Origin of the sequence: Sphingomonas sp. G-3-2-10 (assembly GCF_012927115.1) — a bacterium.
In the GTDB taxonomy this organism is placed as follows: Bacteria; Pseudomonadota; Alphaproteobacteria; order Sphingomonadales; family Sphingomonadaceae; genus Sphingomonas.
This window is the reverse complement of record NZ_JABBFY010000001.1, coordinates 2,043,579-2,065,343: the sequence shown is the minus strand read 5'-3', so window position 1 is coordinate 2,065,343 and position 21,765 is coordinate 2,043,579. Positions and strand designations below refer to the sequence as shown.

Genomic DNA, 21,765 nt, shown 5'->3' with positions numbered 1-21,765 from the left:
TGAATGACCACCGAAGTTTCTTTCTACGAATTGCTCGAAATCGAGCGCAACGCGGACGACGCGACGATCAAGTCCGCCTATCGCAAGCTCGCGATGAAATATCACCCGGACAAGAATGGCGGGTGCAAGGACCATGAGGCCAAGTTCAAGGCCGTCAGCGAAGCCTATGAATGCCTGAAGGACCCGCAGAAGCGCGCGGCCTATGACCGCTATGGTCACGAGACCTACAAGAACGGGATGAATGGCGGCGGTGCCGGCGGCGGCTTTGGCGGCGGTCAGGATTTCGGCGGCTTCAGCGACATTTTCGAAAGCGTGTTCGGCGAGTTCATGGGCGGCGGGCGCGGCGGTCAGCGCCAGCAGCGGCGCGGGGCGGATTTGCGCTACGACATGGAAATCAGCCTCGAGGACGCGTTCCACGGCAAGCAGACCGAGATCACCGTCGATGTTTCGGCGGCGTGCGAGAAGTGCGACGGTTCGGGCGCGACGCCGGGGACGCAGGCCAAGACCTGCAATACCTGTCAGGGCCACGGGAAGGTTCGCGCGCAACAGGGCTTCTTCATGGTCGAGCGGACCTGTCCGTCCTGTCACGGCCAGGGCCAGACGATCCAGGATCCGTGCGCGCGATGCCGTGGCGACGGCCGGATCGACAAGACCAAGACGCTGAGCATCAACGTGCCGCCGGGCGTGGACGATGGCACCCGCATCCGCCTGCAAGGCGAAGGCGAAGCCGGTCCGCGCGGCGCGCCCGCGGGCGACCTGTACATCTTCCTGCATGTGAAGCAGCACGCGATCTTCGAGCGCGAAGGCACGACGCTGCACGCACGCGCGCCGATCAGCTTCACCACGGCGGCGCTGGGCGGCGAGATCGATATTCCCGATCCCTCTGGCGCGCGGCACACGATCAAGATCGCCGCGGGCACGCAGAGCGGCCGCGAGGTGCGCCAGCGCGGCGCCGGGATGCCGGTGCTGCAGGGGCGCGGACGGGGCGATCTGGTGGTGCATATCGAAGTCGAGATGCCGTCCAAGCTCACCGCGCGGCAGCGCGAACTGCTGGAGGAATTCCGCGAGACCGAGACGGGCGAGGAATGCCCCGGGGCTTCGGGCTTCTTCTCGAAGCTGAAATCGGCCTTCGGCTGAACGGCCGGGATCGAAGGATAAATGACGGCGCTCGGGGCGGATGCTCCGGGCGCCGTTTCCTTGTCGAATCCCGTTCCGCAGGCTGAACGAACGCTGTCGAACGGGTTCAGGCTCGGTTCGATGCGACTCGCATAGAAGGGTCCTCAAGATCGGCGCGGGAACGCCGGAACCATTGAGGAGAAGACCCATGAAGAAGTTTCTTATCGGCCTGTCGGCTCTCGCTGTCGCGGTCCCGACCCTGTCGGCTCCGGCTGCCGCGCAGAATTATCGCGAGAGCCGCTACGAACGCGATTACCGCAACGACTATCGTCAGGACTATCGCGACAATCGTCGTCAGGACCGCCGCTATTCGCGCTACTATGACAATCGCGGCTATTACAACGGCCCGACCTGGCGCGGCCGCAACGGCCAGAATTACTGCCGCCGTTCGGATGGCACGACCGGTCTGCTGATCGGCGCCGTCGGTGGCGCCCTGGTCGGCCGCACGATCGATACCCGTGGTGACCGCACCACCGGCACCCTGCTCGGCGCGGTCGTTGGCGGCCTGCTCGGCAACGCGATCGAGAAGGACGGCAACCGCAACAGCTATCGCTGTCGCTAAGACCTTCGGGTCGTAACGAAGGAGGCCCCGGCCGGGAACGGCCGGGGCTTTTCGTATGCGCTGCGGTCAGGCGAGCGCGCGGGTGCGGGCGAGCGCGTGGAACTGGAGCATTGCGATGCCCGCGACCGCCAGCGCCTGTACGGTGACGAACAGTCCGCCCAGCAGGCTCGGCGTGACGAGGGCGAACAGCGCGAAGCTGGCCGCGACCCATGCGAGATTGATCGCCGCGACCGCGCGGGCAGGGGCGGTGCTGTCGCCCGCGCGCCGCATCGCCCACAGGACGAACAGCGCGAACGGGACCAGGATCGCCCCCGCTTCGAACAATACGGCGCGCGGGATCGCAAGCACGCCGGCGAGCGGCGCGGCGGCGACGAGCAGCAGCCCGCCCATTGCGAGGCAGGTGAGCGCATCGAAGGCGAGGACGCGGCGGAGGAACAGAGTCGGGTTCATGATCGGTCTCCTTGGTTGACCGCCCCATGATGACGTTCCGGGTAGCCCGGTCGATTACGCGGGAGGTAATGGCGTCGTGCGCGGCTGGCGCTAGACCGGCGGGCGAGGAGAGCGCGATGCAGAAGGCGGTGGGCGAGCAGATCCGCGATTGGCGGCAACAGCGGCGGCTGAGCCAGATGGATCTCGCGCTGGATGCGGAGATTTCCACGCGGCATCTGAGCTTCATCGAGACAGGGCGTGCGCAGCCCAGCCGCGAGATGGTGATGCGGATCGCCGAGACGCTGGATGTGCCCCTGCGCGCGCGCAACGCGCTGTTGCTGGGCGCGGGCTTCGCGCCGGTCCATGCCGAACGCGCGCTCGACGATCCCGAACTGGCGGCGGCGCGCCGGGCGATCGATCTGGTGCTGAAGGGGCACGAACCCTATCCCGCGCTGGCGGTGGACCGGCACTGGAACCTGATCGCGGCCAATGCGGCGGTCGCGCCGCTGATGGCGGGCGCGGCGCCCCACTTGCTGGAAGCGCCGGTCAATGTGCTGCGCCTCAGCCTGCATCCCGAGGGGCTGGCGCCCGCGATCCTCAATCTGGGCGAATGGCGAGCGCACCTGCTCGAGCGCTTGCGGCGTCAGGCGGCGGCAAGCGCGGACCCGGTGCTGGCGGCGCTGCTGGCCGAGCTTTCCGCCTATCCCTCACGCGAGGGGGCGGGAAGCCATGACGCGTTCGGTGGCGTGGTGGTGCCGATGCGGCTGGCGTCTCCAGCGGGCGAACTGAGCTTCATCAGCACGACCACGGTGTTCGGCACCCCGCTCGACGTGACGCTGGACGAACTGGCGATCGAGGCCTTCTTTCCCGCCGACTCCGCGACCGGGGAGCGGCTGCACGAGCTGGCCGGCGGCGGCTAGATCAGTCCGGATCGCCCCAGGCGCGCAGCAGGTTTTCCTGGACTCGCTGGAGGCGGGTATAGGTTGCGATATCCATCTTTTCCGCCTGGATCGCGCCGATCTCGAACAGTTCGGAGAGCAGTTCGCGCTGTTCGGTGTTCGCGACGCGGCTCTCGATGAAGACCAGCCCGATCAGCCGCGAACCCGACGTGACCGATTCCACTTCGTGAATGGTGGTCGAGGGATAGATGATCGCGCTGCCGGCCTTGCCCTTCACCTTCACGTCATAGGAACCAAGCGAGATGCGCAGCTCGCCGCCGCCATAGTCGCTATCGTCGCTGATGAAGACGGTGCAGGAGAGATCGCTGCGCAGCGAGCGTTCGCCCGCCGGCATGAACGCCGAATCGACATGGATGCCGTAGTGCATCCCCGAATCGTAGCGCGTGAGCAGCGGCTGGCTGATCGACTTGGGAAACGCGAAGACGCGGAAATCCTCGTTCCGGTAGAGCGCTTCGATCATGATCTGGGCGGCCTGACGATGGGCGTTCTGATCGCCGACGCGAACATTGTTCTTCACCGTCGATCCCATCGCGCTGATCTTGCCGTCGACGAACTGGGCGCGGGCGGCGATGTCGCGCAGCTTGGCAAGCTCGGCCGGCGACAGGACGTTTTCGATCATGCGGAACATGGGCAATGCTTATCAGCGGCGTCCGGAGCTGCCTAGCGCCCGTCCACGCTCCAGTGCGGCGGATCGCTGGCCAGCTTGACCACCTTGTAACCGGCGCCGATCGCGTGAAGCTTCGTATTGGCCTCGCCGCTGCGCGGTGCGCCCAGTTCCTGCACCTTGCCCGCCGCGTCCCTGATCTTCAGCGTGCCGGTCCAGCCGATGGTCATGTCGATCGCCAGCCCCTTGATGTGGAGCGAGGTGAGCGAGGGTTCGTAGGCGATCTGGAACAGATCGACCATTTCCTGCGCGCCCTTCTTCGATTTGGCGAGGTTGCCGTGATCCCATTGGATGCGCACACCGGGGATGGCGGGGACCTTTTCGGGGAGCAACGCGCCCTTCGCGACCTTCCAGCTATAATGCATCAGCTTCGCGCGGGTCTCGTTGCGGCGGGTGGCGGAAACGGTGACGCTGGCGCCGCCGTCCTTCATCGCCTGAATGAACTTCGCCACATTGTCGCGGAACGGCTTTTCGAGATCGGCCACCTTCTCGCTGTTGGGATATTTCGCCTGATTGGCGTGCCACCAGCTTGCGCCGCTCAGGGGCGGCTTCATGCCCTGGCCAGAGTCCAGCGCCTGCCACGTCTTGCCGCCCGGATCGATGCGGCCGTCCGGTGCGGCGATGCCGACGACCTGCTTCTGATAGGCCTGGATCGTCAGAATCGTGTCGATATCGACCACGCCATCGGCCTTGAGCGGCGGTTCGCCTTCGGCGTCGAGATACTGGTTGAGCAATTTTTCGACGGTGAGCACGTCGGCGGACTTGTTGACTGCGCCACTGCCGACCGATGCGCTGATGCTCGCCATGCCCGCTCCTCCCGATGGTTCGGGGGAGAGGTACAGGGGCGAATCCTACTTTGCCAGCAGCTGTTCGAGAGCCCAGGCGATGCTGGTGCTGGTATAGGGTTTCTGGATCACGCGGGCGCCGCCATGCTCGTCGGGCAGGCGGAGCTGCTCTCCGTACCCGGTGGCGAAGACATAGGGCACGCCCGCTTCGCGCAGCGCATCGGCGATCGGCAGGCTGGTCTCGTCGCCCAGATTGACGTCGAGCAGGGCCAGCTGGAACGTCTCGCGTGCGATCTCGTCGAGCGCGCCCCTGATCGTACTGGCGGTGACCACGCGAGTGGCGCCGAGCCGGACGAGGATATCCTCGGCATCCATCGCGATGATCAGGCTGTCCTCGACCAGCAGCGCGACGCCGGACAGGATCGGCTGGCCTGCCGGCGTGTCCGGCGTGGGCAAAGGCCGGAGCGGCGCATCGGGCCGGCGTGCGGTGTCGAAGGCGATATGACGCGAGGGGATGCAGAAATCGGCCTCGACACCGGTCAGCGGATAGCGGACCTCGGCATGGCCGCCCAGATCATAAGGGATCGACCGCTGGATGATGGTGGTGCCGAAGCCCTGACGTTTCGGCGGCTGGACCGCGGGGCCGCCGCGCTCGCGCCACTCGATCAGCAGGCTCCCATCTTCGTCGAGATGCCATTTGACCGCGACCGTACCATTGTCGCTTAGCGCACCATATTTGGCCGAATTGGTCATTAGCTCGTGCAGGACCAGCGCGACGGTGGAGAAGGCCTGCGGGTGGAGCAGCACGGCTTCGCCCTCGATCTTCAGGTGATCGGCCTTGCCCGCGAGATAGGCTGCGGCTTCGGTCTCGATCAGGCGCGCGAGCGGCGCGGGGGACCAATTGTCCTGCGTGATCTGATCGTGCGCGCGGGCGAGGCTCTCGATCCGCCCCTCGAGCAGCGCGATGGTCGAGCGGGCGTCGGCATCGGGATCGCGCGACTGGCGGACGAGGCCGCGGATCAGCGCGAGGATGTTGCGGACGCGGTGGTTCAGCTCGGCGATCAGCAGTTCCTGCCGCTCGGAGAAGCGGCGGCGCTCCTCCTGCGCATCGTCGGACAGGCGCAGCACGACTTCGATCAGCGAGGCGCGCAGCATCTCGGCGATGCGGACTTCGGATTCGCTGAACGGTTCGGAGCGGCCGCGGACTTCCTGACTCCACAGCTCGAAGCTCTTGCGCGGCGTCAGGCGCGGGCCGTGGGGGCCGAGCTGGGCGGGCTTGTGCGGATCGCCGGCCCAATTAACCGTGCGAACCTTCTCCTGCCGGAACAGCAGGACATAATCGCGCGGGGATCGCGAGATCGGGATGGCGAGCAGGCCGGCGGCGACATCGTCATAATCGGCGGCGCTGGGGATCGTGTCGGCCAGCCTATCGGTCGCGTAGATTCGCCCGGCGGCCATCGCGTTGAGGCGGCGCACCATCGAGGGAAAGGCCGAGGGCGGGGGCGTCATGCCCGAATAAGCGAGCTTGCCATCGAGCCAGATGCCGATGCCGTCGCAGGGCACCGTCTCGCGCATCATGTTGCCCAGCCATTCGGGATCGTCGAGCAGGCTGGCGTCTTTCGCCACCGCCGCGAGCAGGCGGTCCGAACTGGCGCGCGCGCTCTGTTCATAGCCCGCCATTTCCTTGCGCTCGCGACTTTCGAGCTTGAGCCCGAACATCTGGCCGAACAGTTCGGCGATGCTGCGGCGCTCGAAATCGGGGCGCTTGCCGCTGGCGTAATGGTGGCAGGCGAACAGACCCCAGAGCTTGCCCTCGACGATGATCGAGATCGACAGCGACGCGCCGACGCCCATGTTGCGAAGATATTCGATATGGATCGGCGAGACCGAGCGGAAGATCGACAGCGAGAGGTCGATCGGCTGCCCGCGCTCGTCGCGCTGGGGCAGGATCGGGACCGGCGCAGCCTCGACATCGGCGATGATGCGGAACGGCGTGCGCAGATACAGCTTGCGCGCCTGTTGCGGAATGTCGCTGGCGGGGTAGCGCAAATGGAGGAAGCTGCCGATGCCCGATCGCGCGGCTTCGGCTTCGACGATGCCCGATCCGTCGGTGTCGAAGCGATAGACCATCACCCGATCGAACCCGGTCAGCGCGCGGACCTGGCGCGCGCCTTCGCGATAGAATGCGGCGGTGTCTGCGGTCTCGTCGAGCCGGCTCATCATCGCGCGGATCGCGCTGGCGGCGTCGGTCGAGCCTTCGTCCGCGCTGAGTTCCCCTTCGACCACGATCGTGTCGCCGGTCATATGGACCGCGAAGTCAAAGCGTCGGCCATCGGGCAAGGGCAGGCCGAACAGCCGCTCGACCGCATCCGGGCCGCGCAGGACAGTCAGGCGATTGCGCAGGGCATGGACCGCATGTTCGCCGAGATGATCGATCGCGTGAGTCCCAAGCGCCTCCTCAGCATCGATGCCGAGAAACTGTTCGAGGTTTGCGGAAGCGCGCTTGATCAGCCAGTCGGTGGACAGCGCCAGCAGGAACCCGAAGGGCTGGACCGCACCGAGTTCGTGGATCGGCTCACGGTCGCAATTGGTCAGATCGACTTCGAATTCGCGTTCGGACAAGAGATATCCTTCAACCATCTGTTTCCCGAACGCTCGAATGCGTCGAACGCTGCCTGTGCCGCGTCGATCGCGGCGGCCAGTTCCGCGGGTTGGTACAGGATCGTATCGAGCCGATCCAGCAATTTGCGCCAGTTTCCAGAGGGTTGATCCGCATCAAGATAGGCTCGGGGGAAACCGGGCGGCAGCTTGCGGGCGAGAAATTTCCCGCCGAGGCGCGAGCCTTCAAGGACGTAGAGCATGCCTGCGATGGCGGCGTCGGTATCGAGAACAGGGGGCGGGCCGCCGAAAGCGTCAGGTAACCTGACATTTAGAAAGGCGAGGTCCTCACGGATCAGATGCCCCCGCTTCCGCTCGGGCCAGTCGTCGATCAGCCGTTCGACCCCCGCCGCCTCCAGAGCGGCCTCGATCGGAAGGAATGCCTCGGCATGCGCGCGCAGGAAGGCGGCATAGCTTTCGCGGTCGGTGAGGTCGAACCCGCCGAACGCGGCATCGACGCGATCATGTGCCGGAGCGGTGGCGTCGCGCAGGGCTTTGTGGGCAGCGTTCATAACGTAACGCTAGCAGGGATATGAGGCATTTGCGCTCAATGGGTGCGGCGGCGAAATTGTTCCGCCGCCGCAATCATCGTCACGCCTCGCCGAACACCCGGGCGAAGATCGTGTCGACATGCTTGAAGTGGTAATCGAGGTCGAACTTGTCCTCGATCTCCTGCGTGCTGAGCGCGGCGGTGACTTCCTCGTCGGCCTTGAGCAGTTCGAGCAGCGAGAGTTCGCCGTCGCTTTCCCACACCTTCATCGCGTTGCGCTGGACGAGGCGATAGCTGTCCTCGCGGCTCACGCCCGCCTGGGTCAGCGCCAGCAGCACGCGCTGCGAATGGACGAGGCCGCCCATCTTGTTGAGATTCTTCTCCATCCGCGCCGGATAGACGAGCAGCTTGTCCATCACGCCGGTGAGGCGGGCGAGGGCGAAGTCGAGCGTGATCGTCGCGTCGGGGCCGATATAGCGCTCGACCGAGGAGTGGCTGATGTCGCGCTCGTGCCACAGCGCGACATTCTCCATCGCGGGGATGGCGGCGCTGCGGACCATGCGGGCGAGGCCGGTGAGGTTCTCGGTCAACACCGGGTTGCGCTTGTGCGGCATCGCCGACGAGCCCTTCTGGCCAGGCGAGAAATATTCCTCGGCCTCGAGCACTTCGGTGCGCTGGAGATGGCGGACCTCGACCGCGAGGCGCTCGATGGACGATGCGATCACGCCCAGCGTCGCGAAGAACATCGCATGGCGATCGCGCGGGATCACCTGCGTCGAGACCGGCTCGACCGCGAGGCCGAGCTTGTCGGCGACATGCTGCTCCACCTGCGGATCGATATTGGCGAAGGTGCCGACCGCGCCCGAGATGGCGCAGGTGGCGATGTCGGCGCGCGCGGCGATCAGGCGATCCTTGTTGCGGCTGAACTCGGCATAGGCCTCGGCCATCTTCAGGCCGAAGGTCACCGGCTCGGCATGGATGCCGTGGCTGCGGCCGATCGTCGGGGTCAGCTTGTGCTCGAACGCGCGGCGCTTGAGCACTTCGAGCAGCTTGTCGATGTCGGCGATCAGGATGTCGCTGGCGCGAGCGAGCTGGACCGCGAGGCAGGTATCCAGCACGTCGCTGCTGGTCATGCCCTGATGCATGAAGCGCGCTTCGTCGCCGACATTCTCGGCCACCCAGGTGAGGAACGCGATCACGTCATGCTTTGTGACGGCTTCGATCGCGTCGATCGCGGCGACGTCGATCGCCGGATTGGTCGCCCACCAGTCCCACAGCGCCTTTGCGGCGGCTTTCGGAACAACGCCCAGATCGGCGAGCTTGTCGGTCGCATGCGCCTCGATTTCGAACCAGATGGCGAAGCGGGCTTCGGGCGACCAGATCGCGGTCATCTCGGGGCGCGAATAGCGGGGGACCATAAGAAGGGCCTTTCGTACGGAGGGCGTTCATCGCGCCCTCAGACCGGGCCGCGGTCGGGCTGCCCCCTAGCAAGGACGAACCGTGGGGGGAACAGGGAACGCAGCGGAAATTGCCCGGTTGATCGGCCCGACAGGGGCAAATCGGCGTGCGGCACGGTGCTGCACGCGACTTCGGGAGCACAAAATGCTGAAATCCATCATCTTCGCGTCCGCCATGTTCGTTGCGGCGCCTGCCTTCGCTCAGGATGCGCCGCCGGCGCCTGCGGAACCGGCCCAGCCGGCTCCGGCCCCGGAAGCAACGCCGTCCGCACCGGTGGAGGCGGCCCCGGCAGCCGAGGCTGCTCCGGCGCCTGAAGCTACTCCGACTCCCGAAGCGACCCCTGCGCCCGAGGATGCGGACAAGAAGAAGCCCAAGCCCGACTGATCGTCCTTCATGATGGCGTGAAGGACACGGCCGCCGGAGTTCACGCTCCGGCGGCCGTTTTCGTACGGGCGCGGCGTTGCGCTAACGACACACAACAAACGAAATGAGATAAATCGAGCCAATCCGACGGTGAAGTGAATATACTTCAGAAACCGGAAGGCCTTCTGTTAGTTGGTACCATGAAACGGAGATCGTTTCTCCGAAGAATTTCAGGTCATCAACAAAGGTCGCAAAAGGAAAATAACATGCTGAAATATGTTCTTCTTGCAACTTCTGTCGCCATTGCTTCTCCTGCTTTCGCGCAGGATGCTCCGGCGGCTGAAACGACTGTCCCCGCGCCGGCGACGCCGGCCCCGGATCAGGCTCCGCCCGAAGCTGACCCTGCGGCGCCGGCTCAGGACGCAGCCGGTACGCCGGAGGCTGCGACGGACACCACCGCTGCTGCCCAGCCTGCTCCGGCCCAGCCCTCGGCGCCTGCCGAGGCGACGGCCGCGGCCCAGCCGGCACCGGCCGAGCAGCCCGCCACCAATGAGAGTCAGGTCGCGCAGGTCGTGAATACCGAGTTCGCCACCTACGATCTCGACAAGGATGGCGCGCTCGACAAGGCCGAGTTCGACACCTGGATGAACACGCTGCGCAAGGCGGCAGAGCCGGCCTATGTCGCCGAGTCGCCTGCCGGAAAGACCTGGCTGACCCAGGCTTTCACTCAGGCGGACACGGACAAGAACGCCAAGATCAACGCGGTCGAGCTGACGGCATTCCTGACGCCCAAGCCGGCTTCGTAAGCCCCGCGGCGCAATAATCGCCGCATATCGATGACGGTCGCCGGGTTACTCCCTCCGGCGGCCGCCATTGCGTATGGGTCAGGCCGGGCACTGGCCCTTCTTGAGCAGCGGATAGGTATTCGATGCCCAGGCCAGCGCATCGGTGCGCGAGGTGCCGGTGCTGCGCGCGGGCACAACGGCGCGGGCGATCTGCTTGTCGCCGCGATGGATATAGAGCACCGCGCCCGACGCCAGCGACGCTTCGGCCAGGCGGTTGAGATCCTCCTGCGGCGCCGTCACGTCATAGCCGTCGAGGCCCGAATTGGTCTCGACCAGGGTCGCACTGATGCGATTGCTCTCGCGCGCCATGCCGCTGATGGTGAGGGGCGGGGAGCGGAGCGTGCCGGATTCGATGCGCAGGCGCAGCGTATCCGGCGTACCGGCCTCGCGCCCCTCGACGAAGCGGCCGAATGAAGCGGTCAGCGAGAAGGGCAGGATCGGGCCGGTAGGGCGACCGTCGGGGCCGATCAGGAAGTTGAAGAAGAGGAACAGGTTCGGCGTCGCGCGGAACATGCCCGGGCCGCCGTCAAAGGTGGATCGGGCCGGATCGGCGGTCATCGTCATCGTATAGTTGAATTCGAAATTGCCGTCGGGATAGCCGATCAGGACCCCGTCCTTCATCGAGCAATAGGGGACATTGTCCGCATTGCGCTTCGCGGCGATCTGCGCCTGGGCGGGCAGGGCGGCCAAGGCCAGCGTGGCGGCAGCGGCGGCGAGAAGATGCTTCATGATGGTTCCCCTTCTTTGTTGCCGGGGTAGCGGCGCGGCCGGGCGCTCGCAATGTTTCAGATCAGCCCCTGCGATCTCAGGCTGACATGGCCGTCGGTGCCGATGATGATGTGATCATGCACCGCGATGCCGAGCCGCTTGGCGGCGTCGGCGAGGTTGCGCGTCAGTTCGATGTCGGCGCGACTGGGCGAGGGATCGCCCGAGGGATGATTGTGGACGAGGATGATCGCTGCCGAGCCGAGATCGATCGCGCGGCGGACGATCTCGCGGATATAGACGGCCGCTTCGTCGATCGATCCTTCGCTGACGAGCTCGTCGCGGATCAGCAGGTTCTTGCTGTTGAGATGAAGCACGCGGACACGCTCTATACTATGGTGCGCCATGTCGGCGCGCAGATAGTCGAGCAGCGCCTGCCAGTTGCCCAGCATCGGCCGGCCGGCGATTTCGGCGCGCAGCAGGCGCAGCGCGGCGGCGTGCGCGGCCTTGAGCGCTGCGGCGCTGGTTTCGCCCATGCCCGGCACGCGGGCGAGCGATTTGGCGTCGGCGGTGAGCAAGGCGGCGATTCCGCCGAATTCGCGCAACAGCGCCTTCGCCAAGGGCTTGGTGTCACGGCGCGGAATGGCGAGGGCGAGGAGATATTCGATCAACTCGTGATCGAGCAGCGCGTCCGGCCCGCCCTCGAACAACCGCTGGCGCAATCGCGCGCGATGGCCGCTGGTGTCGGGGGCTTCGGACATTGCAGAGGCGTAACAGAGGGCCGGGGGCGATGGAAGCGAGCGAAGGGAAGGGCGAGGGGCGGTTCGTTCCGCCGCAGTGCGGCATGCCGGTGTTGACTCGGGATCAACCCCTTCCTAAAGCGCGCGTGCCTTGGCGGGCTCGCCCTTGGCACATGCGCTTGGCCCCTGCCCGGAACGGCTTGGTGGAGAAGCGAAATGGCTGAAAACGAGCCCGGATCGGAACCCCTTCAGGAGGATGCACGCCTCACCTCGCTCGATGCGAGGCTGCGGCAGGCAAAATCGGAAGAGGCGATCAGGAACGGCGAGGCACGGGGCAAGGGCGACGACGGATACCGTCTCGGCAACCGCGTGCTGGCCGAACTGGTTGGGGGACTGGTCGGAGGGGCCGTAGTCGGCGGTGCGCTCGACTATTGGCTGGGAACCTCGCCCTGGCTCCTGCTCGTGCTGCTGTTCCTCGGAATCGCCAGCGCGTTCAGGAACATCATCAGGATTTCAAACCAGCGCTCGAAGTGACGCTTCGGGCGCTTTGGTTACAGGACGGAACCAAGCGTGGCTGCTGAATCAGGCAAGATTGACCCGATGCACCAGTTCGAGGTGCAGACCATCTGGGACGGCTTCAACATCGCCGGCCATCAGATCGCCTTCACCAATTCGGCACTGTGGATGTGCGCGGCCGTGGTAGTGCTGTGGGTGTTCATGCTCGGCGGCATGAAGCAGCAGGTCGTTCCCGGCCGCTGGCAGATGCTGGTCGAGAACTTCACCGGTTTCGTGAGCAAGCTGGTCGACGACAATATCGGCAAGGGCGGTCGCAAGTACCTGCCTTACGTGTTCTCGCTGTTCATGTTCATCCTCTTCGCCAACCTGCTCGGCCTGCTGCCGCTGGGCCTGTTCGGCATCCATCCCTTCACCTTCACCAGCCACTTCACCGTCACCGGTGCGCTGGCGATCATGAGCTTCTCGATCGTGCTGATCGTCGGCTTCTGGAAGCATGGGTTCCACTTCTTCAGCCTGTTCGTGCCCAAGGGCACGCCGCTGCCGATGGTGCTGATCATCTTCCCGATCGAGCTGGTATCGTTCCTGTTCCGCCCCTTCAGCCTTGGCCTGCGACTGTTCGTCGCGATGATCGCCGGCCACATCCTGCTCAAGGTGCTTGCCGGCTTCGTGATCAACTCGGCCAATGCCGGCGCCCTGTGGGGCGGCGTGGTGGGCATCCCCAGCTTCACGCTGATGGTCGGTGTGTCAGCGCTCGAAGTGCTGGTCGCCGGGATCCAGGCCTATGTCTTTGCGCTGCTGACGTCGCTGTACATCCACGACGCCGAGCATCTGCACTGAGTTTTCTTACCCAACCTAACCAACGAATTTACGCAGGAGTGATTTGAAATGGACGCAGAAGCAGCAAAGCTCATCGGTGCGGGTCTCGCGGCAATCGGCGCCGGCATGGCCGCCATCGGCGTGGGCAACGTGTTCGGTTCGTTCCTCGAAGGCGCGCTGCGCAATCCGGGCGCGGCCGATGGCCAGCAGGGCCGTCTGTTCATCGGCTTCGCGGCCGCCGAGCTTCTCGGCCTGCTCGCGTTCGTCGTGGCGATGATCCTGATCTTCGTCGCCTAACATCTCCGATCGGGCCGGCCCTGGTGCCGGCCCGTATCCGGTAGGATTGAAATGCCACAGATCTCCCAACTCGCCGAGACCTTCGCGTCGCAGCTCTTCTGGCTGCTGCTGACGTTCGGGATCGTCTTCTTCGTCATCGGCAAGATGATGCTTCCCAAGGTGACGTCGACCGTCGACCAGCGCGACAAGAGCGTTGCCGACGATCTCGCCGCCGCCGAGGCCGCGCGCGCCGTTGCCGACGAGCAGGAAGAAGCGTGGCGGCTGCGTGAGAATGCGGCACGCGAGACGGCCCAGAAGCGCGTGGGCGAAGCCCGCGCCAAGGCCGCGCTCGCGACCGAGAAGACCCTCGCCAAGGCGAATGCCAAGATCGAGGCGAAGGTGACTTCCGCGGAAGCGAAGATCACCGAGGCCAGCGCTGCTGCCGCCGCCGAGATCGAAGCCGTCGCGGCGGACGCCGCTCAGGACATTGTCGGCCGGCTGACCGGTTCGAAGGTGACCGCAGCGGACGCGAAGAAGGCAGTGAAGGCGGTGCTCAATGGCTAACGCGCATCAGGCGGCCGACGCGACGGTTGCGCACAATCTGAGCGAAGCCGAGCACGGCAAGGGTATGCCCGTTCCGGATACCGGCGTGCAGGCCGTGACGATCGAGCATGGCGGGCCGAGCGAAGCCCATCATGCCGAACCGAACATCTTCGGCATCGACGCGACCATCTGGGTCTCGATCTCGATGGCGGTGTTCATCGGCATCCTGGTCTGGAAAAAGGTCCCGGGTCTGATCACCCGCGGGCTGGATGGCCAGATCGCGGCGATCCGCTCGCGGCTCGAGGAAGCCAAGGCGCTGCGCGCCGAAGCCGAAGCGCTGCGCGACGAATATGCCCGCAAGATCGCCGGCGCCGAGGCGGAAACCGCCGCGATGCTGGAACATGCAGATCAGGAAGCTGCTCTGGTGATCGCCAAGGCGGAAGCCGATGCGAAGGATCTGACCGCGCGCCGCACCAAGATGGCCGAGGACAAGATCGCCGCCGCCGAGCGCGCCGCGATCGCCGAGATCCGCGCGAAGACCGCCGATGCCGCTGCCAAGGCCGCTGCGGCGATCATCGCCGACAAGCACGGCGCGGCCGCGGACAAGGTGCTGGTCGACAGCACCATCGCGGGGCTGGCCAGCGTCAACTGACGCACGGCTTGGGTCCGATGCACTGGACGCCCCGGCGGAAACGCCGGGGCGTTCGTGTTTGTGGCGGGGCGAATAGTGCGGGAATGGCGGTAAGTCATTGCTCCCTCCGTAAAACCCCCTAAGACCGCTGCATGGCAGACACCCGCCGCGATCTGGGGTTGATCGCTCTCGTCATCGGTTTTGCGCTCCTCGCCACAGCGGTGCTGGGGACGCTGTGGCTGTTTCGCGAGCAGCAGCAGTCGCAGCGCTGGGTCGTGCACACGCTGCGCGCGCAGGAGCAGCTTCGCGCTGTCCTGTCCGATCTGCAGGATGCCGAGACCGGCCAGCGCGGCTATCTGATCACGCGCGATCGCGAATATCTGACGCCGTATCTGGACGGGAAGAAGCGGCTCTCCACCGATCTGGAGACCCTGCGCAGCTTGCTGGCCGACAATCCCGAGCAGATCGCCCGGCTGGATCGGCTGTCCGATCTGGCGCTCCGGCGGGTTGCGCGGCTGGATATCGGCATCGGCCGGGCGAAGGACCTGAGCTACGATCCCGGCTCGGACATGCGCGGCGGCGTCGGCAAGCCGCTGATGGACGCGTCGCGCGCCAAGGTTCGCGAGATGCTCGCGGTCGAGAGCGCGCTGCTCGATACGCGGATCGAGCGGGTCCAGAGCCTGTCGCGGCAGCTCAGCTTCTGGCTGATCGTCTGTCTCGCCGCGACTGCCGGGCTGGCCTGGTTCGCGGCGCGTGACGCGCGGCGGCGCGCGGCGGCTGCGATCACCGCGGGCGAAGCGCTGGAAGACGCCAACGCCAGGCTGATCGAAGAAGCGGCGACCCGCGAGGCGGTGGAGGCTCAGGTCCGCCAGATGCACAAGATGGAGTCGGTCGGCCAGCTGACCGGCGGCATCGCGCACGACTTCAACAACATGCTCGCGATCGTCATCGGATCGCTCGACATGGCCAAGCGGCGGATGACGAAGGATCCGCGCAAGGCCGAAGCCAGCATCGACAATGCGATGCAGGGCGCCGAACGCGCCGCGCAGCTCACCTCGCGCCTGCTCGCCTTTTCACGCCAGCAGCCGCTGGCTCCGCAGGCGCTGGACGCGAACAAGCTGGTCGGCGGGATGAGCGAGCTGTTGCGCCGTACGATCGGCGAGACGATCCAGTTCGAGACCGTGCTGGCGGGCGGGCTGTGGCCGGCGTTCATCGATGCGGGCCAGTTGGAAAGCGCGCTGGTCAATCTGTGCGTCAACGGCCGCGATGCGATGCCCGAGGGCGGCCGGCTGACGATCGAGACCGCGAACACGCATCTCGACGAAGGCTATGCCGCGAGCCACAACGAAGTGACGCCGGGCCAGTATGTGATGGTCAGCGTCACCGACACCGGCGGCGGGATGCCCGCCGAAGTGATCGAGCGCGCGTTCGATCCCTTCTTCACCACCAAGGGGGTGGGCAAGGGCACGGGCCTTGGGCTCAGTCAGGTCTATGGCTTCGTCAAGCAGAGCGGCGGCCATGTGAAGATCTATTCCGAGCCCGGCGTCGGCACGACGGTGAAGCTCTATCTCAAGCGCCATTTCGGCATCGCCGAACAGGTCACGACGATCGTGCCCGAAGGCGATCTGCCCCGCGCGAAGCGCGGGGAGGTGGTGCTGGTGGTCGAGGACGAGGAGCGCGTGCGCCAGCTCTCGGTCGAGACGCTGCGCGAGCTTGGCTATGCCGTTGTCCATGCCGGTACGCCGAACGCGGCGCTGGAGCTGATCCGTTCGGAGCCGCGGATCGACCTGCTGTTCACCGACGTGGTGATGCCAGAGATGAACGGGCGGCAGCTGGCGGAGCGCGCGGTTGCGATGCGTCCGGGGCTGAAAGTGCTCTACACGACCGGCTATACCCGCAATTCGATCGTCCATAACGGCGTGCTGGACCATGACGTCCATTTCCTCGCCAAGCCCTTCACCATTGCCCAGCTCGCGGGCAAGGTGCGTCAGGTGATCGACGCCGCGGCCTGAACGGCGCGCATGAAAAAGGGCCCGCGCCGAAGCGCAGACCCTCCTTTTTCATCGGTGACGCGATCAGCGCGGGAAGCGCGCCTCGGTGTCGCGGAACGGGTTGCCCGACGGCGTGCCGTTGGTGCCGTTGCAGGTATATTGGAAGAAGCGCTCGTCGATGCTGCCCGTCTTCGGCGTGCGGTTCTCGTTGATGGTGAACGACGCCTCGGTGCCGAGCGAGCGGCGGTCCTTGCCGTAATAGGTATATTCCAGCGTGCGGAAGCTGTTCGCGCTGCAGTTATACTCCACCTTCACCGCGGTGAACCAGATATCGGTCTCGCCGAGCGGCTTGGCATAGCCGGAAAAGGTAACGGCAGTGGCCTTGGTGCCGTTGCGGGTGATCGAGCCGGCATCGACGAATGCGAGCATCTGATCGTTTCCGGCGACGCGGACCCAATCCTGAACCTGCGCCGAGGCGGCGGCCGGGATCATCGTGATTGCGGCGGCAGCCGCAGCTAGGAACAAACGCATGGACAGTCTCCGTTTTGATGAGTTGAGTGGAAAAATCAGGGCCGGTCGGTGAGCGGATTGGCGACGCGGACGGCGCGCTCGCGCGAAATGCCGCAGACGAAATCGAGCACATCGCCACCGATCGTGTTCTTCTGCGCCGGATGTTCGGCGAGATCATCCGGGTCGGTCATGTTGTGGAGTTCGCGCCCGTCGAGGTCGATCGCGCGGAACAGCCGATAGCGCGACACGCGCTTCGGGCAATTGAACTCGACCCGGGCGTGCACCGTCTTCACCCGCGTCTGCTCCGAGGGGGAGCGATAGATCAGGGTGTGCTCGGCCCGTATCCAGGGGCCATCGGTCTTCAGGGAGTCGATATCGATATAGGCGGTGCTGGTGTCGTTGGTGGTGACGCGCCACCAGTCGCTGGCGGCGGCCGGAAGCGGTGCCGACAGAGCTGCGATTGCCGCAAGGCCGAGAATCGTGCGCATGATGAGTCCCCCACGGAATATGAAGCTATCAATGCCATGACTGGCGTACGAGCGAAAGACCGCATGGCGCTGCAATCGCGCGAAAATATTCCCGTTACGATCCGGATGCCGCACTGTTTTCATCGAGATCGATCCCTTGCACGGCGATCGCGGCCGCAGCAGCCCCATTTGGGTTAGGCTTTTCCTGCGGACGGGGAGTGGCCTCAACTGCATCGAGTCCCTAGATCAGCATCGATGTCCGATCCGAATTCCCCCAATCGCTTCAACGAGGAAAAGGCGACCTATGCCGTGCGCGGCGAGGGGACGCCCGATCTCGACGCGGGCGTGGCGGCGATCCGCAACGTGCTGAAAACGCTGCCCGCGCGGCCGGGCGTGTACCGGATGCAGGATGCGCGCGGCGACGTGCTGTATGTCGGCAAGGCGCGGGCGCTGAAGAACCGGGTGACCAATTACACCCAGGTCCAGCGCCTGTCGAAACGCCTCCAGCGGATGGTGGCGCAGACGCGATCGATGACGATCGTGACGACCAACAACGAAGCCGAAGCGCTGCTGCTCGAAGCGCAGCTGATCAAGCGCTACCGCCCGGCCTACAACGTGCTGCTGCGCGACGATAAGAGCTTCCCCTTCATTCTGCTGCGCGGCGATCACGCTTTTCCGCGCGTCCAGCTCCATCGCGGCGCGCGGCGCGCGAAGGGCGATTATTTCGGGCCGTTCGCCGGGGCGGGGCAGGTGCGCAAGACGCTCAACGCGCTGCAAAAGCTGTTCCTGCTGCGCAGTTGCACCGACGGCTTCTTCGCGACGCGCGACCGGCCGTGCCTGCTCTATCAAATCCGCCGCTGCTCCGCGCCGTGCGTCGGGCGGATCGACGAAGCGGGCTATGCCGAGCTGATGAGCGATGCGAAGGACTTCCTTCAGGGGAAGTCGACTCAGGTCCAGTCGCGGCTGGGCGAAGCGATGCAGGCTGCGGCGGAGAATCTGGATTTCGAGCAGGCTGCGGTGCTGCGCGACCGGCTGAAGGCGCTGACCTTCATTCAGGGCAGCCAGGCGATCAATGCCGAGGGCGTGGGCGATGCCGACATCTTCGCGATGGCGCACAAGAATGGCGTGATGGGCATCCAGGCATTCTTCATTCGCGGCGGCCAGAATTGGGGGCATCGCAGCTTCTTTCCCGCGCACACCAACGACGTGCCCGAGGATGAAGTGCTCAGCGCGTTCCTCATGCAATTCTACGAGGAAGTGCCACCGTCGCGGAACGTGTTCGTCGATCGCGATCTGCCCGAAGCCGAACTGCTCGCCGAAGCGATGGCCGAGCGCGCCGGACACAAGGTCGCGCTGAGCGTGCCGCAGCGAGGCACGCGCAAGCGGCTGATGGATCAGGCGAAGCGCAATGCCGAGGAAGCGCTGGACCGGCGGCTGGCCGAAAGCACGACGCAAGCGAAGCTGCTGGCCGAGGTGGCGGACATCTTCGAACTGCCGGACTCGCCCGACCGGATCGAAGTGTACGACAACAGCCATATCCAGGGCACCAATGCGCTCGGTGCGATGATCGTCGCGGGGCCGGAGGGGTTCCGCACCGGCCAGTATCGCAAATTCAACATCAAGCGCGCGGAGACCGTACCGGGCGACGATTTCGCGATGATGCGCGAAGTGTTCGAACGCCGTTTCTCGCGCGCGCAGGCCGAGGATCCGGACCGGACGCAGGGCGAGTGGCCCGATCTGGTGCTGATCGATGGCGGGCGCGGACAGCTCAACGCCGCGCTGGGCGTGCTGGAGGGGCTGGGAATCGAGGATGTTTGTCTGGTCGGCGTGGCGAAGGGGCCGGACCACGGCCGCGAGGGACGCGAGGTGTTCCACCTGATGGACGGGCGCGAACTGATGCTGCCGGTCAATTCGCCGACTTTGTTCTACCTCCAGCGGCTGCGCGACGAGGTTCACCGCTTCGCGATCGGCGCGCACCGGGCCAAGCGCAGCAAGGCGATCGGCGCGAGCCCGCTCGACGAAGTGCCCGGCATCGGCCCGGCGCGGAAGAAGGCGCTGCTGATGCATTTCGGCACGGCGAAGGCGGTGCGCGGCGCCAGCCTGGAGGACCTGCAAAAGGCCCCGGGCGTCAGCAAGGCGATGGCGCAGCAGCTCTACGATTACTTCCACGCGGGGTGAGCGCGGATGATTTTCACTTTCTTCACCGCGCCGCGCTAAACCCATGCCCATGACCCGCGTGTTCATCACCATCGATACCGAGCTGATGTGGCGTCACCACGTCTCGGGCCTCGATGCCGCCACCATCGTCCAGCGTTCGCTGGAGCCGGCGGGCGTCGGCATTGGCTGGCAGCTGGCGCAGCTGCGCGGGCATGGGCTGAAGGCGACTTTCTTCGTCGATCCGATGCCGTGCCTGATCTTCGGCACCGACTGGATGAAGCGCGTCGTCGGCGAGATCCTCGATGCGGGGCAGGAAGTGCAGCTTCACCTCCATCCCAACTGGGCCGGGGCGAAGCTGGGCGATCGCGGCGCGGCCTACGCGGCCTATGAGCTGATCGACTACAGCTTCGACGAGCAGCGCGAACTGCTGGCGGGCGCGTCGGACATGCTGACCGCCGCGGGCGCGCCCGAGCCGGTGGCGTTCCGTTCGGGCAGCTATTCGGCGAGCGACGACACGCTGCTGGCGCTGGCCGAACTCGGCTTCCTCTACGACAGCAGCCACAACGGGTCCGAACATCCCTGGCCTAGCGCGATCAGCCTTGACCGCACCCAGATCGCGCCGGTGACGCATCTGGGGCTCACCGAGGTTCCGGTGACGCTGATCGAGGACAAGCGTGGCCATTTGCGCCATTTCCAGATCTGCGCTTTGTCCGCCGCCGAGATGCGCGACGCGCTGGATCATGCCGCGCGCGAACGTCATGCCGCGGTGACGATCGTCGGGCACAGCTTCGAGCTTGCCAATCGCGCGGGCACGCGGCCAAATACGGTGCATGTCCGCCGTTTCGAGACGCTTTGCCGCATCCTTGCCGAGCGCAAGAACGTGCTGACGACCGCGCATTTCGCCGACCGGCCCGATCTCGCGCTGGACCATCACGACAAGCCGCTGGGGCCGAGCATGATCCGCACGCGGCTGCGTCAGGCCGAACAGCTCTGGTCGAACTGGGTCGAGGAACGCGCGGCGTGAACGTGATGAGCCAGACCCCCACTGCCGCCGCGAAGCCGGTGCCGCTCAAGTTCGAAGTCGGCGCACGCACGCTGATGGCGATCTCGCGCAGCCTCGTGCGGGTGCCCTTGAGCCTCGACGATGCGCGCGAGGGGCGCCTGCCCCAGCTTCCCGCGCTCGATCGCGCGGCGCATGGCTATACGATCACCTCGCTGCCCGAGGACCGGCAGGAAGCGATGGTCTATGCCTCGGGCGGGATGCTGCCCTTCGTCCGGCAGCGCTACACTCGATACTTCATCGATTTCGGCGTCGGTTTCGACGGCTGGCTCGCCGGTCTGTCGTCGAACGCGCGGCAGGGAATGAAGCGCAAGGCGAAGAAGATCGCAGCCGAAAGCGGCGGCGACCTCGACATCCGCCATTTCCGCAAGCCTGAAGAGATGGAAGCGTTCCACGATGTGGCGCGCAAGATCTCGCTGCGGACCTATCAGGAGCGGCTGCTGGGATCGGGCCTGCCTGACAGTCAGGACTTCATCGAGTCGATGCAGGTGCTCGCGGCGGCCGATCAGGTCCGCGCCTGGCTGCTCTATATCGGCGGCGATCCCGCGGCCTATCTCTATTGCCCGGTCGTCGACGGTACGGTGATCTACGCCCATGTGGGCCATGATCCGGCCTTCAACGACCTGTCGCCCGGCGGCGTGCTCCAGCTCGAAGCGATGCGCGACATGTTCGACGAACAGAAGTTCGCGCGGTTCGACTTCACCGAGGGAGAGGGGCAGCACAAGCGCCAGTTCGCCACCGGCGGCGTGCCGTGCGTCGACCTGCTGCTGCTGCGCCCCTCGCTGGCCAATCGCCTCACGACGGTCGCGCTGGGCGGGTTCAACAGCGGCGTCGCGCTGGCGAAGAAGGCCGTGAACGGCGCGGGGCTGGAGAAGCTGGCGAAAAAGGTACGGCGGGGTTCTTAACGTCGTAGAGGGGGGGGCTTGGAAGCTGCCTATGCGACTTGAATTCAACCCAGAATCGA

24 protein-coding genes are annotated in these 21,765 nt (G+C 65.7%); 14 read left to right on the top strand and 10 right to left on the bottom strand.

Annotated features, from left to right (window positions below):
* Positions 1-3 precede the first annotated feature (3 nt).
* The gene (dnaJ, locus tag HHL13_RS10250; RefSeq protein ID WP_169555569.1) at positions 4-1,137 is read left to right on the top strand and encodes a molecular chaperone DnaJ; all 1,134 of its coding nucleotides are present in this window, start codon (positions 4-6) and stop codon (positions 1,135-1,137) included.
* Positions 1,138-1,324: 187 nt separating this feature from the next.
* Positions 1,325-1,738 (top strand): glycine zipper 2TM domain-containing protein, encoded by a 414-nt coding sequence (locus HHL13_RS10245; RefSeq protein ID WP_169555568.1) that lies wholly within the window; start codon positions 1,325-1,327, stop codon positions 1,736-1,738.
* Between the two features lie 66 nt (positions 1,739-1,804).
* Here HHL13_RS10245 and HHL13_RS10240 read toward each other — a convergent pair whose 3' ends face one another.
* Positions 1,805-2,188, bottom strand: a complete 384-nt coding sequence (locus tag HHL13_RS10240; protein ID WP_169555567.1) for a hypothetical protein — start codon at positions 2,186-2,188, stop codon at positions 1,805-1,807.
* Positions 2,189-2,304: 116 nt separating this feature from the next.
* On the opposite strand from HHL13_RS10240, the gene HHL13_RS10235 reads away from it, so the two are divergent.
* On the top strand, positions 2,305-3,087 hold the full coding sequence (locus HHL13_RS10235) for a helix-turn-helix transcriptional regulator (protein WP_206376891.1): 783 nt from the start codon (positions 2,305-2,307) through the stop codon (positions 3,085-3,087).
* 1 nt (position 3,088) lies between these two features.
* Here the strand turns inward: HHL13_RS10235 and HHL13_RS10230 are convergent, their stop codons facing one another.
* The 5 genes from HHL13_RS10230 to purB all read right to left on the bottom strand — a co-directional run bounded on the left by HHL13_RS10230 (position 3,089) and on the right by purB (position 9,141).
* Positions 3,089-3,745: a Fe2+-dependent dioxygenase gene (locus HHL13_RS10230; RefSeq protein ID WP_240953680.1), complete on the bottom strand. Its 657-nt coding sequence runs from the start codon at positions 3,743-3,745 to the stop codon at positions 3,089-3,091.
* A 41-nt stretch (positions 3,746-3,786) separates the two neighbouring features.
* Entirely contained in the window at positions 3,787-4,596 is an 810-nt protein-coding gene (locus HHL13_RS10225; protein WP_206376890.1) for a hypothetical protein, read from the bottom strand.
* 45 nt (positions 4,597-4,641) lie between these two features.
* On the bottom strand, positions 4,642-7,197 hold the full coding sequence (locus HHL13_RS10220; protein WP_346775537.1) for an HWE histidine kinase domain-containing protein: 2,556 nt from the start codon (positions 7,195-7,197) through the stop codon (positions 4,642-4,644).
* On the bottom strand, positions 7,167-7,745 hold the full coding sequence (locus HHL13_RS10215; RefSeq protein ID WP_169555563.1) for a biliverdin-producing heme oxygenase: 579 nt from the start codon (positions 7,743-7,745) through the stop codon (positions 7,167-7,169). The genes HHL13_RS10220 and HHL13_RS10215 overlap by 31 nt, the downstream gene beginning before the upstream one ends.
* Positions 7,746-7,824: 79 nt before the next feature.
* Positions 7,825-9,141: an adenylosuccinate lyase gene (gene purB, locus HHL13_RS10210; protein WP_169555562.1), complete on the bottom strand. Its 1,317-nt coding sequence runs from the start codon at positions 9,139-9,141 to the stop codon at positions 7,825-7,827.
* Between the two features lie 184 nt (positions 9,142-9,325).
* Between purB and HHL13_RS10205 the strand changes: the two genes are divergently transcribed.
* Positions 9,326-9,565, top strand: a complete 240-nt coding sequence (locus tag HHL13_RS10205) for a hypothetical protein (protein ID WP_169555561.1) — start codon at positions 9,326-9,328, stop codon at positions 9,563-9,565.
* Between the two features lie 245 nt (positions 9,566-9,810).
* Complete coding sequence (locus HHL13_RS10200; RefSeq protein ID WP_169555560.1) at positions 9,811-10,350, top strand: hypothetical protein; 540 nt, start codon at positions 9,811-9,813, stop codon at positions 10,348-10,350.
* A 78-nt stretch (positions 10,351-10,428) separates the two neighbouring features.
* Here the strand turns inward: HHL13_RS10200 and HHL13_RS10195 are convergent, their stop codons facing one another.
* Together HHL13_RS10195 and radC are read right to left on the bottom strand one after the other, a co-directional pair.
* A complete protein-coding gene (locus tag HHL13_RS10195) occupies positions 10,429-11,118 on the bottom strand; it encodes a hypothetical protein (protein ID WP_169555559.1) in 690 nt (229 codons plus the stop codon).
* A 56-nt stretch (positions 11,119-11,174) separates the two neighbouring features.
* Positions 11,175-11,855, bottom strand: coding sequence for a DNA repair protein RadC (gene radC / locus HHL13_RS10190; protein ID WP_169555558.1), 681 nt, complete (start codon positions 11,853-11,855; stop codon positions 11,175-11,177).
* 195 nt (positions 11,856-12,050) lie between these two features.
* Here radC and HHL13_RS10185 point away from each other — a divergent pair, with 195 nt between their 5' ends.
* From HHL13_RS10185 to HHL13_RS10160, 6 genes are all read left to right on the top strand, one after another.
* Entirely contained in the window at positions 12,051-12,368 is a 318-nt protein-coding gene (locus HHL13_RS10185; RefSeq protein WP_169555557.1) for an AtpZ/AtpI family protein, read from the top strand.
* Positions 12,369-12,404: 36 nt separating this feature from the next.
* Positions 12,405-13,187, top strand: coding sequence for a F0F1 ATP synthase subunit A (locus HHL13_RS10180; protein ID WP_346775536.1), 783 nt, complete (start codon positions 12,405-12,407; stop codon positions 13,185-13,187).
* A 48-nt stretch (positions 13,188-13,235) separates the two neighbouring features.
* A complete protein-coding gene (locus tag HHL13_RS10175) occupies positions 13,236-13,463 on the top strand; it encodes a F0F1 ATP synthase subunit C (protein WP_044330387.1) in 228 nt (75 codons plus the stop codon).
* Positions 13,464-13,514: 51 nt separating this feature from the next.
* Positions 13,515-14,006 carry an ATPase gene (locus HHL13_RS10170; RefSeq protein ID WP_169555556.1) on the top strand — a complete coding sequence of 164 codons (492 nt, stop codon included), beginning with the start codon at positions 13,515-13,517 and terminating at the stop codon, positions 14,004-14,006.
* The gene (locus HHL13_RS10165; protein ID WP_169555555.1) at positions 13,999-14,637 is read left to right on the top strand and encodes a hypothetical protein; all 639 of its coding nucleotides are present in this window, start codon (positions 13,999-14,001) and stop codon (positions 14,635-14,637) included. Before HHL13_RS10170 ends, HHL13_RS10165 begins: the two co-directional genes overlap by 8 nt.
* Before the next feature lie 131 nt (positions 14,638-14,768).
* Positions 14,769-16,628 (top strand): CHASE3 domain-containing protein, encoded by a 1,860-nt coding sequence (locus tag HHL13_RS10160; RefSeq protein WP_169555554.1) that lies wholly within the window; start codon positions 14,769-14,771, stop codon positions 16,626-16,628.
* Between the two features lie 63 nt (positions 16,629-16,691).
* On the opposite strand, the gene HHL13_RS10155 is transcribed toward HHL13_RS10160, so the two are convergent.
* Positions 16,692-17,138: a surface-adhesin E family protein gene (locus tag HHL13_RS10155; RefSeq protein ID WP_169555553.1), complete on the bottom strand. Its 447-nt coding sequence runs from the start codon at positions 17,136-17,138 to the stop codon at positions 16,692-16,694.
* Between the two features lie 35 nt (positions 17,139-17,173).
* A complete protein-coding gene (locus HHL13_RS10150; protein ID WP_169555552.1) occupies positions 17,174-17,605 on the bottom strand; it encodes a surface-adhesin E family protein in 432 nt (143 codons plus the stop codon).
* A 234-nt stretch (positions 17,606-17,839) separates the two neighbouring features.
* Here HHL13_RS10150 and uvrC point away from each other — a divergent pair, with 234 nt between their 5' ends.
* Genes uvrC through HHL13_RS10135 form a run of 3 tightly spaced genes read left to right on the top strand, consistent with a single transcriptional unit; the run spans position 17,840 to position 21,706 of the window.
* Positions 17,840-19,762 carry an excinuclease ABC subunit UvrC gene (gene uvrC / locus HHL13_RS10145; RefSeq protein ID WP_169555551.1) on the top strand — a complete coding sequence of 641 codons (1,923 nt, stop codon included), beginning with the start codon at positions 17,840-17,842 and terminating at the stop codon, positions 19,760-19,762.
* Positions 19,763-19,811: 49 nt separating this feature from the next.
* Positions 19,812-20,765, top strand: coding sequence for a polysaccharide deacetylase family protein (locus HHL13_RS10140; RefSeq protein WP_206376889.1), 954 nt, complete (start codon positions 19,812-19,814; stop codon positions 20,763-20,765).
* A 5-nt stretch (positions 20,766-20,770) separates the two neighbouring features.
* The gene (locus HHL13_RS10135) at positions 20,771-21,706 is read left to right on the top strand and encodes a GNAT family N-acetyltransferase (protein WP_169555550.1); all 936 of its coding nucleotides are present in this window, start codon (positions 20,771-20,773) and stop codon (positions 21,704-21,706) included.
* Positions 21,707-21,765 lie beyond the last annotated feature (59 nt).